We start from the raw sequence: 13,531 nt of genomic DNA, 5'->3' as shown, positions 1-13,531 counted from the left end.
GTTTGATTTGGGCGTTTCGGCCCTCCGCAAGCTACGAGCCGTCGGGCTTTCGCACTCGCTTTTTCAAACCTCAAAGGTTTTTCATTCCCAGGATAGAACTTGACCGACATGCGATAAACCTTTGAGGTGTAGAAAAGAGCTCAGACAATGCATCAATCCCTAACGCGGTCCTGATCTCCTAAAAACCGTTCCGTTAAAAGAACGAATACGATGCCCAAAACATACATGAGCAGATCATGCCATGAAAACGAAGTCCCGATCACGATCCGAGCGACTTTGTTATCGCGTAATCCCAACCAATCTACGATCTGCAAAAACTGGAGAAACTCCACCAAAAACGAAAACGCAAGTGTTCCAAGTGCGGCAACTTTGACGGAAACGTTCAGAAAAGCACGAACAAACGCATATATCAGAATTACCACGAGTAAATCGCCCAAATACGGCCTCACAAAATCGTCATGGACGAACCTCGCTATCAAGACCTCAACAACAAAAACCGCGAAAAAAACCCGGAAATAATGGAGCCGGAACGTCATGAGAAAACTTCTTTTAGCACTTCGAGCGATTTCGGGCGCTTGAATCCGTCGAGGTGAAAGGCGTAATAGTCGAGTAAGATTTTGAGTAGTTGCGACCGTTCGTTGCCTGAAAAAATCTTCTGGTCGGAATCGAACTTGAGTGCCAGCAATCGTTTGAACATGTGTGTCTCTTCCTCGTCTAACGTCGAAACCGCCAACGAATCTGAAAAAACACCTTCGATCATCTCGAAATAGCGCTCGTCATTCTTGCAGTTCGCCGGATAAAACCCTAAGAATTTTGTCGCCTGGAGCAACGCTATCAAATGGAAATTGGCCACTTCGTCATGTGTGTCGAACCACAACAGGGCGGTTTCCAAAAACTCAAACAATGCTTCGTTCTTTTCTTCTTCGCGAATGCTGTGATGAAGTACTTCGCTGAGAAAGATGGCGATCGTGCTTTTGACCACGTCCGAGGCAACGGTAGCAAACGGAATCGCCAAACGGATTTCCTTGAATGTTTCAAGCGTGCCTTTATTCTTGTGAACGGCTTCTATCTCGAGGATGGAAAGCGGTTGGAAGTAGGCGGTCTTGCGGGTAGCGCTTTTAGAGGAAAATGCGTTGTGGACGAAATACGATTTGAGGCCGTCCGATTGCGTAAAACATTTTACGATCAGGCTTTTGTCCTGATACTTCAACGACGAAATAACGATCGCTTTCGTATTTACCCTCATCAACTCAACAAATCAACAACTAGACGATTCCACACTTTATCTAACGATCATGACTTTCTTGACTTTCGTTTCCGAACCGTCGTCGGCCGCGATAAAAATCATGTAAACACCCGACGCGACGCGGTATTTGCCAAAAGCGGTCGTGTCCCATTCGACGGTTCCTCCTTCCGAAATCGTTTCGTAAACGAGATTTCCGGCGATATCGGCGATTTTCACGTTGGCTTTATCGATCAGGTTGGCAATCTTCACCGTTCCTGAAAATCCGGGGCGCACCGGGTTAGGATAAACGTAAACGTTGCTCAGGTTATCTTTCGGATCCGTATTTACGCCTTTGAACGACACAAGCCCTTTGTCTGTTGCGATGAACACCTCTCCTGTTTTCCCGTCGATCTCGATGTCGTTGATGGCATTGCTTGGCAGGGGGGAATTCGCAATGGTAAAATGATGCAACTCTTCCTGCCCATCGGGCGAAACCATAAAAACTCCCGAATCTACGGTTCCTATCCATTTATTATTGGCTCCGTCCACGCATATGTCGTTCACGGCCTGTTCGTAAAGCAATTCCGCAAAATCATCACCGTCCGGAATGATGATCGGGTTGGCCGTCATCTGATTCTCATTGTTGAAGCGATCGATGCTCGGCAACACACGCAAGCCTTTCCGGGTTCCTATCCACAATTGATTGCGTTTGTCTATGGCGATTGCGCGCGCATCAGATATCGGCAAATTGCCAGCCTCAGAACCTGACGTTATCTTTTTGTACGGCTCGGGCGCGTTTTCATTATACGCAACGACTCCATTGGCATAGGTCACCATCCATTTCGTATTGTTCTTATCGATGACCATTCTCCCGAAACTGTCTTCGAAAAAACCCGTTATGATGGGCGTCATGTCTATCGATTCCCAATTGCCGTTGGCTCTTAGTACTTTCAACCCATCCGGGACTTTGGCGACGGTCGTCCATAAGTTGCCCTGGCTGTCGAACACCGATTGTTCGACGCGAATACTCGTATAACTCGGACTGCCGGGTAGCGTCAGCGATTGGAGTTCACTGTTCGTATTATCGTAAAGCGTCACGAGTTCCTCATTTTCGAATTTCAGCAATCCGGAGTGGTACGAACTGACAAAAAACTGGGACGTGTTGTTAGGATTGAAGGTGATGCGTACCAGATCATTAGCATCTTTCCCTGCCGGATGCACTTCAGAATACGGCTTGTTGGTCCAGCCGTCCGCATTAAACTTGCTTATTCCCAGATAAAGCAATGGATTCGGATCATAGAAATAGGTATAATCGCCATAGGTAACCCACAAATCCGGAGTTTGGGTGTTAAGCGAAAAAACGTTGTTCTTTGTAGGACCGTCAGGCGTTATATTCTCAAATGTCGTTGGATTGGCCAAAGGTGCGACTAAAACGCCGTGCGCCAAAGTTCCGATGTAGACGTTCTGCCCAATAACCGTGGCACAGGTAAACGCAGCGAAAATGTCCGGAATGTTGTAATTGAAAATTTGAGTGGTCACGCCCAATGAAGGATTGTAGATGGCAACGCGCGCATCGGTAACCGCAATCAGGTATTCGGCCGTCGCGCGGATGTCTTTCGGTTGCGCTGGCAAGCTTCCGAAGCCGACGAACCCGCCTCCGTTAAAACGATTCATCTGGCCGGCCGTCGTCACAGCGACCAATTCATCGCCAAAAGTCTCGACAGCTGCCCACGAACCTGAGGCCACAGTCGTCCATTGACTGGCATCGATAAGGTTAGGGTTCGCAATGTCGGCACGCTTGATCCCGAAATCCGCAGTAGCGGCATAAATAAAACCGTTGAATACGGCAGATTGCTTAACGACGATCTCAGACGGATCGGTTCCTATATAATAGGTATCTCCAAATTGCAGGTTGGCAGGATTGTACTGGCAGATTCCAAAGTCACAGGAAATGTAAATGATTCCGTCATACTCCGTAAAGTGGTTGACGCGTTTAATGTTTGGCGGTAGTTGCTTGTTGACGATGTCGACCACCTTGACGATCGAGCCATCAGGATTGACGATGTTGATCAGGCCATTTTCATATCCGACGAGAATCCTGTTCGATGCGGGGCTGTGAAAAACCGCCGAAATTACCTGGGCGGAAAGCCCGTCGATAGTATTGATGGTTTTGACGACATTCGAGGAAAGGTCTTTCGAAAAAAGCGCATTTTCGGACGCCGCATAAAATTTGTTTGTCGATTGGGCGAGATCCTTGATTTCGGTATACGAAAAATAGCCTTTCCAACCCGCTCCGGCCTGTTGGGAAAAGGCAAACAGCGAACAAAGTAACGCCGCGAAGGCCAATACGTATTTCTTTATCATAACCAGCGAATGGGTAACAAATATAGTGTAAACGGAAATATCGTCGTTTTCATATTTGCTGGGTCGTCGAATTTACTCCTTAAACTTCAAACCTTGAACTTTAAACCTTGAACTTTAAACCTTGAACTTCAAACTTTGAACTTCAAACTTTGAACTTCAAACTTTGAACTTTAAACAAAAAAAAAGCCTCCGAATCTCGAAGGCATCTTTTCTGATAAGTCTTATTTTTAAACGACTCCCTGGGCGAGCATCGCATCGGCAACTTTCACGAAACCGGCGATGTTGGCGCCTTTTACGTAGTCGATGAAATCACCGTCTTTTCCGTATTGGACGCAAGCCGAGTGGATGTTGAGCATAATCCCTTTCAAACGCTCGTCGACTTCTTCGCGCGACCAGCTCAATCGAAGCGAGTTTTGCGACATTTCAAGACCTGAAGTGGCAACACCTCCGGCATTCGACGCCTTTCCGGGCGCGAACAGAATTTTCGCGTTCAGGAATTCGGTCACTGCTTCTGGCGTAGAGGGCATGTTGGCGCCTTCCGCGACAGCAATGCAACCGTTGGCAACAAGCATTTTCGCCTCGTCCCCGTTCAATTCATTTTGGGTCGCGCACGGTAGCGCAACGTCGCATTTTACTTCCCAAGGACGTTTGCCTTCGACGAATTTCGCGTTCGGATATTTCTTGGTGTATTCGCTGATGCGCTCGCGGCGTTCGTTCTTGATTTCCATCACGTGCGCCAGTTTCTCGGCATCGATTCCGTCGACATCGTAAATATATCCTGAAGAGTCAGAAAGCGTCACCACTTTTCCTCCAAGTTCCGTTGCTTTTTCGGCAGCGTATTGTGCCACGTTTCCAGATCCCGAGATCGCAACCGCCTTTCCTTTAAAAGAATCGCTTTTGGTTCCGAGCATGGATTCCGCGAAATACACACATCCGTAACCCGTTGCCTCAGGGCGAATTAGCGATCCGCCAAACGGAATTCCTTTGCCGGTAAGGACGCCGGTGAACTCGTTTCTCAATCGTTTGTATTGTCCGAACATATAACCGACTTCGCGACCTCCGACTCCGATGTCTCCCGCAGGAACATCCGTATCGGCTCCGATATGCTTGGCCAGTTCCGTCATGAACGCCTGGCAAAAACGCATTACTTCGTTGTCTGATTTTCCTTTCGGATCGAAATCGGAACCACCTTTTCCTCCGCCCATCGGCAAAGTCGTCAAGCTATTCTTGAACGTCTGCTCGAAAGCGAGGAATTTAAGGATGGAAAGGTTAACCGATGGGTGAAAACGCAAACCGCCTTTGTATGGCCCGATCGCAGAATTCATCTGGATGCGGTAACCGCGGTTTACCTGTGTCTTGCCGGCATCATCTGTCCAGCAAACGCGGAACGTGATGATACGCTCGGCCTCGACCATGCGCTCGAGCAACATTTGGCCTTGATATTTCTTGTTTTTTTCAATAAACGGTATTACGGTTTCGGCAACCTCATGAACGGCTTGGATGAACTCCGGCTCGTTCGGGTTCCTTTTGGCCACCGACTCGACAAAAGCATCAATAGATTGTGACATACTTGATTTTTGATTTTAACGTTTTGTTATGAAAACGTTTTCGTTAACGACGCAAAGATATAAGGATAGACAAAATCTGTAGATTATATTTTTGAATTCCGCAACAGATTTATTTCTTTTATAAGAATTTGAACAGTTAAATACCATTACTTCAGATATTTAATTCATTAGGTGCCATTTTTAAGGGAAATCAAGTATTTTTCACTTTAATTTACAAACTGCAACCTATTTTTATATATTTGCCTCGAATTGTAACATCCAGAAGACAATGCCCAAGTATTTAATCATGAGCTTTTTGCTGATGCTCGGCTTCTCGCAAAAGGCTGTGTCCCAGTTTGGCTTTTCTCACGAAATCGGCGCCATTGTTGGCCCCGTGGCGATGATGTCCGACTATGGGGAACGTTACGATTTGAAGACCAACGCCGGCAATTCAGGCTTTGGAGTCGGTATCATCCACTACCTCAATTTTGCTTACAGCGCCGAGTGTAACTGTTACGCTCCGGAAACCTACTTCAACGACCATTTCAAGCTTCGCAGCGAACTTTCGTTCAACAAATCGAAATTACAGCACGAAGGGGAATGGATCGAAGGCGACGGCGTTTTTGCCCAGCAGCTAAAGGCGATGCGTGGTGAGACATCGGTTACGAATATCGGAATGCAATTAGAGTACTTTCCGTTCAGCATCCGCGAATTTTCGGCTTCTCCCGGCAAACTGGCGCCTTTCGTAAGTTTGGGCGGACAATTCTCGTTCTTCAAACCAAAAGCGTATTCGACATTAGGCCCTGGCGAATTGGGCGAAGACCCGATAATTACACCGGTAAAATACTTCGACGCATTCGACCAGAGTGGAGGCACGACATGGTCTGTCGTTGGAAGTATCGGGACGCGTTACAAACTTAGCGTACTTTCGGATTTGATGATCGACCTGCGCTGGCAGTATTATTTCTCGAACTGGGTCGACGGTTTGAACCCGAACCCGGACGTCTACAAAGAGAACAAGGCAAACGAATGGCTGGTCTGGCTCAACGTAGGTTACATTTATTACCTGAATTAGGATTTTTACAGATATAAAAAAGCCCGGACGATGAATCCGGGCTTTTTATTTTACTGAAGTGCCTGTTCGATATCAGCAAGCAAATCATCGATATCTTCGACGCCGACGCTCAAACGCACGAGGTCATCGGAAATACCGATCTCGCGACGCTTGTCTTCCGGAATCGAGGCATGTGTCATCAACGCCGGATGGTTCGCCAGCGACTCTACGCCTCCAAGCGATTCCGCCAACGTGAAGACTTTTAGCTTCTCAAGGAAAGAAATGGCGTCGGCTTTCGCCCCTGATTTGAACTTAAACGACACCATGCCGCCAAATCCAGACATTTGCTTCTTCGCAATTTCGTGAAACGGATGTGATTCCAACCCTGGAAAATAGACAACGGCGACTTTCGGGTGATCGGCTAAAAATGCCGCGATCTTTTCCCCATTTTGGCAATGGCGCTCCATTCTCAGGTGAAGCGTCTTGATGCCGCGAAGCACTAAAAATGAATCCATCGGACCCAAAGTCGCGCCCGTAGCGAATTGCTGGAAGTGCAGCTGCTCGGCCAACTTTTCGTCTTTGATGACAAGCGCACCGGCGATCACGTCGGAATGTCCGCCAAGGTATTTCGTAGCGGAATGCATGACGACATCGGCACCAAGGTCGAGTGGCTTCTGCAGATAAGGCGTCGCAAACGTATTGTCGACTCCAAAAAGCACGTTGTTCGCTTTGGTTATCTTGGCAATCTCGGCTATGTCGGCGAGTTTCATCAACGGATTCGTCGGTGTCTCAGCCCAAACCATCTTCGTATTTTCATTGATCAGGCTCCTGAGTTTTTCAAGATCCGTCAAATCGATAAAATGGAATTTGATACCCGAATCCTTGTAAATGCGCGTGAACATCCGATAGGTTCCGCCGTAAAGATCGTCCATCGCGATGACTTCGTCTCCGGCCTTGAACGAGCGCAGCAAACAATCGGTAGCGGCGAGCCCGGACGAAAAAGCAAGCCCTTTCGCACCATTTTCGATGCTGGCCAAGGCGTTTTCCAAAGCGGTTCGTGTCGGGTTGGCCGCGCGGCTGTATTCGTAATCGCCCAAAGGTTTCCCCGGACTTTCCTGAACGTAAGTCGAGGTTTGGTAGACCGGCGGCATTACGGCTCCTGTAACGGGATCGTGATGCTGTCCTCCGTGTATTGTCTTTGTGTTAAACTTCATGTAATTTATTTTTGTAGGTATTGAATTATTCGCAAATTTAATCTTATTCCCCAACTAATGTCCAACAACCTGATGAAACCGTACTATTACAGTTTTCTTTTGCTTTTCCTATTTGCCTCATGTTCAGGTGAACTCGAGTTTGAAACCAAGACATTCGAAAAGAAGACAAGCCTGAAATGCCAAGGTGTTTGCCCGAAAATCACCATTAAAGTCCCGGTCGCAAAAGACGGCGTTCTTGCCGATACGATCAACGATAAAATATTCGCCACGCTCAAACAAATCGTCTACTTTGGCGAGCAGCCTTACGAGTCGAAGGATTATCAAGGGCTTGCGGACGACTTTATCGCATCCTACGAAAAAATGCAACAAGAAAATCCCGATGAACTTTTCGGATGGGAAGGCGATGTTGCCGGACGCCTCGTGTACAAGTCCGACAAAGTCATAGGCATCGAGTTGCAACATTACACGTTTACCGGAGGCGCCCACGGTTACAGCGGGAAAACATCGTTGCTTTTTAACCGTGAAACGATGCGGTCCATTCCCAACGACAGTCTGTTCAACGACGTGAAAGCAGTCACGGCACTTGCTGAAAAACGCTTTCGCGAAAAGTTTAAGATCCCGGCTAATGCACCTATCAATTCCGGCGGACTGATGTTCGAAGAGGAGAAATTTGCGCTGCCGGCCACTATTTTTCTTTCGGACAAAGGCGTGCTGCTTTATTACAACACTTATGAAATCGCTTCTTATGCCGAAGGGCCGCGCGATCTGATGTTGCCGTATTCCGAAGTGGATAAATTCCTCAAAATAAAGTAACGCGTTTCGTTTTTTCAGCTTTCCTTTGCACGCAAAATATCCACAATGGACATTGTCTATCACTTGTCGACGTGCGACACTTGCCGCAAAATATTGGCTTCTTTGCCAAAGAACGACCTCATGCTACACGACATAAAGAAACAACCGCTTACCGAATCGGATGTCGATCGCATGAAGGAACTGGCCGGGAGTTACGAGGCGCTTTTCAGCAGAAAAGCCCAATTATACAAATCACGCGGGCTCAAAGACCAAAAACTTTCGGAAGCCGATTATCGAAAACTCATCCTCGAACATTACACGTTCCTCAGCCGTCCGGTGTTTATCATCGACAATAAAATATACGTTGGAAACAGTGCACACAACGTCGAAAAGGTAATCGGCGCCCTGAAGTAATGTCCAAACGGAATCTCGCCCTTATCGCGGCCACATTGGTTTCGATCATTTACGGCGTCACCTTCACGATCGCCAAGGATGTCATGCCGGCATTCATCGGCGCTTACGGCTTTATCGTTATGCGCGTCGGCGGATCTGTAGTGCTTTTCTGGACCGCGTGGCTATTTTCCGTCAAGGAAAAAATCGCCAAAAATGATTTCCCGAGAATCATCGCCGCTGCATTTTTCGGAGTCGCGTTCAACATGCTTACGTTCTTCAAAGGATTGAGCCTGACTTCGCCGATATCAGCTGCGGTTTTAATGTGCACGACGCCGATAATCGTATTGGTTTTGTCTGCCGTCATCATGAAAGAACGAATGCAGGCGTCAAAGGTATTCGGGATCGTTTTGGGATTGGTTGGAACGGCGGTTTTGATCGGATACGGAAAATCGGTCGGAAGCGCTACGAATGCCCAACTGGGAAACTTCCTGGTTTTCGTGAACGCCGTTTCCTACGGATTGTACCTCATCATGGTGCGCAAACTCATGGACAAATACAACGCCTTTACGTTCGTGAAGTGGATCTACCTGTTCGGATTCCTCATGGTTTTGCCTTTCGGATGGAGTGAATTTCAGAACGTTTCGTGGCTTCAAATGCCGAATTCGATCGCGCTTAAGATGGCGTTCGTCGTTGTGGTTTCGACATTTCTGACCTACCTGCTCAATTTACTTTCGATGAAAGAATTGAAGCCCACCACCGTTGCGGTATTTATCTATTTGCAGCCGCTGTTCGCCACGGTTTTTGCGATCGGCCTCGGCAAAGACAGCTTGAGTTGGGTCAAGATCTCGGCGGCGCTGCTCATTTTCATCGGAGTATATCTCGTCACGCGAAAGAAGAATCCCGCATCTTGACCCGCCTGTGGGTAACATTTGCTATCTTTGTCCCACTTTTTTGAAGCACATGATACAATCCATGACCGGATTTGGAAAGGCAACTCTTCAGTTGGCTGCCAAAAAGATAACCGTCGAAATCAAATCCCTAAACAGCAAAGGTTTGGACCTTAGCGTACGTATGCCGTCGGCTTATCGCGAAATGGAGCTCGGCCTTCGTTCGAAATTGTCGAACCAGCTTGAACGCGGCAAAATTGATTTCGCGATCTACGTCGAAAACACGACCGAGCAAACCTCGACGCGCGTCAACGTTCCTATCGTAAGGGCTTATATCGCGCAATTGCTCGACATCTATCCCGCCGCGGACGAGACGGAACTCATGAAAATGGCCGTCAGGATGCCGGATGCGCTAAAAACCGAGCGCGAAGAAATGGATGAGAATGAATGGAAGCAAATCGAAGGCGTGATTGCCGATGCTGTAAATAACATCCAATCGTTCCGCATCGCGGAGGGCTCCTCTCTTGAAAAAGAATTTTTACAGCGCATCGCCAACATCATGACGATGATGAACGCCACGGTCGCCATGGACGCGGAACGCATCGACAACGTCAAAAAACGACTATTGGCCGCGATCGACGATTTAAAAGTGACGCTCGACGAGAACCGTTTTGAACAAGAACTTATCTTCTATCTCGAGAAATACGACATTACCGAGGAAAAAGTCCGGTTGGAAAACCACCTCAACTACTTTATACAAACTTTGGCAGACAAAGAAGCCAACGGCCGCAAACTCGGCTTCATCACGCAGGAAATGGGTCGCGAAATCAATACCATGGGTTCGAAATCGAATCACGCCGCCATGCAGAAACTCGTCGTCCAGATGAAAGACGAGCTCGAAAAAATCAAGGAACAGGTACTCAACGTTTTGTAATGGAGAAAGGGAAACTCATCGTATTCTCGGCTCCATCGGGTTCGGGGAAAACCACTATAGTAAGGCATTTGCTGCAACATCCGGAATTGAAACTGGAGTTTTCGATTTCTGCTACCTCACGCGAACCACGCGGACAGGAAGCCCACGGAAACGATTACCATTTCATGTCGGTACACGAATTCAAGCAACACATCAAGAACGAGGATTTCGTAGAATGGGAAGAAGTGTATCCCGATATGTTCTACGGAACGTTGAAATCTGAGGTGGATAAAATCCGTGATCAAGGACGCAACGTCATTTTCGACATCGATGTCTCCGGTGGACTGCGCATCAAACGCAAATTTCCCGAGGAAACCATCGCTATTTTCGTAAAGCCGCCAAGCATAGACGAACTCAAGCGCCGACTCAAGCAGCGCTCCACAGAAAGCGAGGAAAAGATTGCGATGCGCATCGCGAAATCGTCGGCTGAACTGGCGACCTCTCCGCTTTTTGACGTTATTGTCGAGAATGCCGATCTTGACCAGGCAAAGCAAAAAGCTTACGATTTGGTAAGTGATTTTATCAGAAACGGCGAAATTCCTACAAAAGAATAGATCGTGAAAGTCGGCTTATACTTTGGGACGTTCAATCCGATACACGTCGGACATCTGATCATTGCCAACCACATGGCCGAATTCACCGATCTCGATCAGGTTTGGATGGTAGTTACGCCTCACAATCCGCTCAAGAAAAAATCGACGTTGCTCGACGACTACACGCGTCTCGAATTGGTTCGTTTGGCTACCGAGGATTATCCGAATCTGAAACCGACCGATATCGAATTCAAGCTGCCGCAACCCAACTACACGATCAATACACTCGCTCATTTGGAAGAAAAGTTTCCAAACCACGAATTTTCGCTGATCATGGGCCAGGACAATATCGAATCGATACACAAATGGAAAAACTACCAGGTAATCCTCGAGCGGTATCCGATTTTGGTCTACCCGAGGATTCCGTCCGGCAACGAGCCAATGGATAATCACACAATCGAGGGTCGGAAAATTGATTGGGTAGATGCACCTGTCGTTGAAATTTCGTCGACCTTTATTCGAAATTCGATCAAGGAAAAGAAATTCGTCAAAGCCCTTTTACCTGAAAAAGTGTGGGAATATATCGACCACAATAACCTTTACCGGAAGTGACCATAAATCAAAAGGCGCTTCTGAAACTGGTTCAAAAGCGCCTTTCTCAAAACACCAAAAACAAAATTTAACTAACTTTTTTGTAATCGTAAAGATTATATCTAAAGCTATTAAACGCAAATCCGAAAGGTGCATTGTGCTTAAAATCATAATAATAAGTTAAAATTAACCTGTAGTATTTCACTGAAGATATTTTAACGGGAATAATCATCATAACTCAAAATAGCTTTCCTTTTTTTGGACTATTTTTGACCTAAACAATTACGACAATAATGAGCCAAAAACCCAAATTTGCCGTTATCGGAGGCGGAAGCTGGGCAACCGCCATCGCCAAGATGCTTTGCGTGAATTGCGATGAGATCGCGTGGTATATGCGGAATGAAGATGCGATCGATCACTTGAGAGTACATCATCACAACCCGAACTACTTGAGCTCTGTGGAATTTAACCCGAATCGACTCAAACTGACAAGCGACCTTAACGGGGCCGTCGACTATGCCGATTACATCATATTTGCCATCCCGTCTGCGTTTTTAAACGATGAAATGGCCAAGCTCAGTTCGAGCCTCGAAGGGAAAGTGATTTTTTCCGCGATAAAAGGCATCGTTCCCGAGACAAGCCTCATCGTAGGGGAACATTTTAACAAGCAATATGACATTCCGTTCGAGAACATCGGCGTCATTACCGGGCCCTGCCATGCCGAAGAAGTCGCGCTCGAACGCCTCTCCTATCTCACGATCGCGTGCGGAGACAATAAAAAAGCGAAAGTAATGGCGGCTCATCTGTCGAGCGATTATATCAAGACGAAAATTTCCGACGATATCATCGGTACCGAATATGCCGCGATGCTGAAGAATATTTACGCCATCGCTGCCGGAATCGCACATGGCCTCGGATACGGCGACAACTTTCAGTCGGTGTTGATGAGCAACAGCATACGCGAAATGAAGAAATTCATCCGGAAAGTGCACAAAATGAAGCGCAACATCAACAATTCCGCTTATTTGGGCGATTTACTCGTCACCGGATATTCGGTATTTTCGAGAAACCGCATGTTCGGGAACATGATCGGGAAAGGTTACACGGTCAAAAGCGCGCAGATGGAGATGAATATGGTAGCCGAAGGTTATTATGCGGCTAAAAGCGCCCATAAACTGAACGAAAAGCTCGAAGCCAACACGCCAATCATCGACGCGGTTTTCGAGGTCTTATACGAAGGGCAAGAGGCTAGAAAAGTATTCAAGAAACTGACGGAAAAATTGGACTAGGCCGATAATTCTAAGTTCCGGTATGAGAGAACGCAGAAAAAATCCTGTGACATTTTTTTCAGGAATTTTTTTTGTCACAAAATGTGTGACATTTTTTTTCTTCTTCGTTTTTTGTCACAATTCCTAAAAATTTCTGATTAAACAAACAAAAAAAAGACGCGCCCGAATGGAAACGCGTCTTTTTTTATTGGTAATCTTTATCGAACTATCACGCCGGGTTGCCAGATGTGCGGCACTTCTTCCGTCGCGCGCTCATTGATGGTGTTCGTTCGGAAAATGAACTTTTTATCGTAAAGCGTGTTCCCGATGAAATACGTGACCATGAATTCATTGTTTAACGCCAAAACGCTTTTCTCGACCATTTCGACCTTCACTACAGATTGTGTGGGCACTTTTACAAAAGCGTGGCGCAGCATCGAAGTGCGTTTCATTTCACCATCTATGGTTCCGAAGGCCTTCGATACGACCATGACGCTGTCGAGATCGAAATCAGAATCGTTCACGAGATGTACGTACCAAACCTTTTCCATAAAATCGTCGTTCCATTCCTGGATGGCGGCAAGGTAAACGTTCTCTACTTTTGGGATGATGATGTCTTTTTTCATAGTCGTGAAGTCCTAAGGATGTAAGGTATTGGAGACGCAAAGTTCGGCCACGCGGGATTTTCTG

Annotated in this window: 14 protein-coding genes; 8 read left to right on the top strand and 6 right to left on the bottom strand. The window is 46.9% G+C overall.

The genetic code is table 11. The annotated features are described in order from the left end of the window. Nucleotides 1–152 precede the first annotated feature (152 nt). The 4 genes from HC229_RS06110 to gdhA form a co-directional block, all read right to left on the bottom strand. Complete coding sequence (locus HC229_RS06110) at nt 153–536, bottom strand: ribosomal maturation YjgA family protein (protein ID WP_191019585.1); 384 nt, start codon at nt 534–536, stop codon at nt 153–155. Then, nucleotides 533–1,246 carry a DNA repair protein RecO gene (gene recO, locus HC229_RS06105; protein WP_191019584.1) on the bottom strand — a complete coding sequence of 238 codons (714 nt, stop codon included), beginning with the start codon at nt 1,244–1,246 and terminating at the stop codon, nt 533–535. Before recO ends, HC229_RS06110 begins: the two co-directional genes overlap by 4 nt. Nucleotides 1,247–1,282: 36 nt before the next feature. Further along, entirely contained in the window at nt 1,283–3,589 is a 2,307-nt protein-coding gene (porZ, locus tag HC229_RS06100) for a type IX secretion system anionic LPS delivery protein PorZ (RefSeq protein ID WP_191019583.1), read from the bottom strand. Between the two features lie 227 nt (nt 3,590–3,816). Beyond that, the gene (gene gdhA, locus HC229_RS06095; RefSeq protein ID WP_191019582.1) at nt 3,817–5,157 is read right to left on the bottom strand and encodes an NADP-specific glutamate dehydrogenase; all 1,341 of its coding nucleotides are present in this window, start codon (nt 5,155–5,157) and stop codon (nt 3,817–3,819) included. 268 nt (nt 5,158–5,425) lie between these two features. Here gdhA and HC229_RS06090 point away from each other — a divergent pair, with 268 nt between their 5' ends. Then, complete coding sequence (locus HC229_RS06090) at nt 5,426–6,211, top strand: THC0290_0291 family protein (RefSeq protein ID WP_191019581.1); 786 nt, start codon at nt 5,426–5,428, stop codon at nt 6,209–6,211. A gap of 50 nt (nt 6,212–6,261) precedes the next feature. Here HC229_RS06090 and HC229_RS06085 read toward each other — a convergent pair whose 3' ends face one another. After that, a complete protein-coding gene (locus tag HC229_RS06085) occupies nt 6,262–7,425 on the bottom strand; it encodes a cystathionine gamma-synthase (RefSeq protein ID WP_332871637.1) in 1,164 nt (387 codons plus the stop codon). Nucleotides 7,426–7,461: 36 nt separating this feature from the next. Here HC229_RS06085 and HC229_RS06080 point away from each other — a divergent pair, with 36 nt between their 5' ends. The 7 genes from HC229_RS06080 (at nt 7,462) to HC229_RS06050 (ending at nt 12,862) form a co-directional block, all read left to right on the top strand. Then, nucleotides 7,462–8,217 carry a DUF3298 and DUF4163 domain-containing protein gene (locus HC229_RS06080; RefSeq protein WP_223845542.1) on the top strand — a complete coding sequence of 252 codons (756 nt, stop codon included), beginning with the start codon at nt 7,462–7,464 and terminating at the stop codon, nt 8,215–8,217. Between the two features lie 45 nt (nt 8,218–8,262). After that, entirely contained in the window at nt 8,263–8,610 is a 348-nt protein-coding gene (locus HC229_RS06075) for an arsenate reductase family protein (protein WP_191019579.1), read from the top strand. Then, nucleotides 8,610–9,500, top strand: coding sequence for a DMT family transporter (locus HC229_RS06070; protein ID WP_191019578.1), 891 nt, complete (start codon nt 8,610–8,612; stop codon nt 9,498–9,500). Before HC229_RS06075 ends, HC229_RS06070 begins: the two co-directional genes overlap by 1 nt. Before the next feature lie 49 nt (nt 9,501–9,549). After that, the gene (locus HC229_RS06065) at nt 9,550–10,410 is read left to right on the top strand and encodes a YicC/YloC family endoribonuclease (RefSeq protein ID WP_191019577.1); all 861 of its coding nucleotides are present in this window, start codon (nt 9,550–9,552) and stop codon (nt 10,408–10,410) included. Further along, entirely contained in the window at nt 10,410–11,003 is a 594-nt protein-coding gene (gmk, locus tag HC229_RS06060; protein ID WP_191019576.1) for a guanylate kinase, read from the top strand. Before HC229_RS06065 ends, gmk begins: the two co-directional genes overlap by 1 nt. Nucleotides 11,004–11,006: 3 nt before the next feature. Then, on the top strand, nt 11,007–11,594 hold the full coding sequence (gene nadD, locus HC229_RS06055) for a nicotinate (nicotinamide) nucleotide adenylyltransferase (RefSeq protein WP_191019575.1): 588 nt from the start codon (nt 11,007–11,009) through the stop codon (nt 11,592–11,594). A 272-nt stretch (nt 11,595–11,866) separates the two neighbouring features. Then, nucleotides 11,867–12,862: an NAD(P)H-dependent glycerol-3-phosphate dehydrogenase gene (locus HC229_RS06050; protein WP_191019574.1), complete on the top strand. Its 996-nt coding sequence runs from the start codon at nt 11,867–11,869 to the stop codon at nt 12,860–12,862. Nucleotides 12,863–13,059: 197 nt separating this feature from the next. Here HC229_RS06050 and HC229_RS06045 read toward each other — a convergent pair whose 3' ends face one another. Further along, nucleotides 13,060–13,467, bottom strand: coding sequence for a hypothetical protein (locus tag HC229_RS06045; RefSeq protein ID WP_191019573.1), 408 nt, complete (start codon nt 13,465–13,467; stop codon nt 13,060–13,062). Between the last annotated feature and the right edge of the window lie 64 nt (nt 13,468–13,531).

Source organism: Flavobacterium selenitireducens, from assembly GCF_014748335.1.
In the GTDB taxonomy this organism is placed as follows: domain Bacteria; phylum Bacteroidota; class Bacteroidia; order Flavobacteriales; family Flavobacteriaceae; genus Flavobacterium; species Flavobacterium selenitireducens.
The sequence above is the reverse complement of the archived record's forward strand: the minus strand, read 5'-3'. Positions and strand labels throughout refer to the sequence as shown.

Excerpts from the sequence above, each read along its gene's own strand:
- HC229_RS06110 (WP_191019585.1), bottom strand. The coding sequence starts at position 536 with ATGACGTTCCGGCTCCATTATTTCCGGGTTTTTTTCGCGGTTTTTGTT.
- gdhA (WP_191019582.1), bottom strand. The coding sequence starts at position 5,157 with ATGTCACAATCTATTGATGCTTTTGTCGAGTCGGTGGCCAAAAGGAAC.
- HC229_RS06050 (WP_191019574.1), top strand. The coding sequence starts at position 11,867 with ATGAGCCAAAAACCCAAATTTGCCGTTATCGGAGGCGGAAGCTGGGCA.
- HC229_RS06080 (WP_223845542.1), top strand. The coding sequence starts at position 7,462 with ATGTCCAACAACCTGATGAAACCGTACTATTACAGTTTTCTTTTGCTT.
- HC229_RS06075 (WP_191019579.1), top strand. The coding sequence starts at position 8,263 with ATGGACATTGTCTATCACTTGTCGACGTGCGACACTTGCCGCAAAATA.
- porZ (WP_191019583.1), bottom strand. The coding sequence starts at position 3,589 with ATGATAAAGAAATACGTATTGGCCTTCGCGGCGTTACTTTGTTCGCTG.
- recO (WP_191019584.1), bottom strand. The coding sequence starts at position 1,246 with ATGAGGGTAAATACGAAAGCGATCGTTATTTCGTCGTTGAAGTATCAG.
- HC229_RS06045 (WP_191019573.1), bottom strand. The coding sequence starts at position 13,467 with ATGAAAAAAGACATCATCATCCCAAAAGTAGAGAACGTTTACCTTGCC.
- HC229_RS06070 (WP_191019578.1), top strand. The coding sequence starts at position 8,610 with ATGTCCAAACGGAATCTCGCCCTTATCGCGGCCACATTGGTTTCGATC.
- HC229_RS06090 (WP_191019581.1), top strand. The coding sequence starts at position 5,426 with ATGCCCAAGTATTTAATCATGAGCTTTTTGCTGATGCTCGGCTTCTCG.
- gmk (WP_191019576.1), top strand. The coding sequence starts at position 10,410 with ATGGAGAAAGGGAAACTCATCGTATTCTCGGCTCCATCGGGTTCGGGG.
- HC229_RS06065 (WP_191019577.1), top strand. The coding sequence starts at position 9,550 with ATGATACAATCCATGACCGGATTTGGAAAGGCAACTCTTCAGTTGGCT.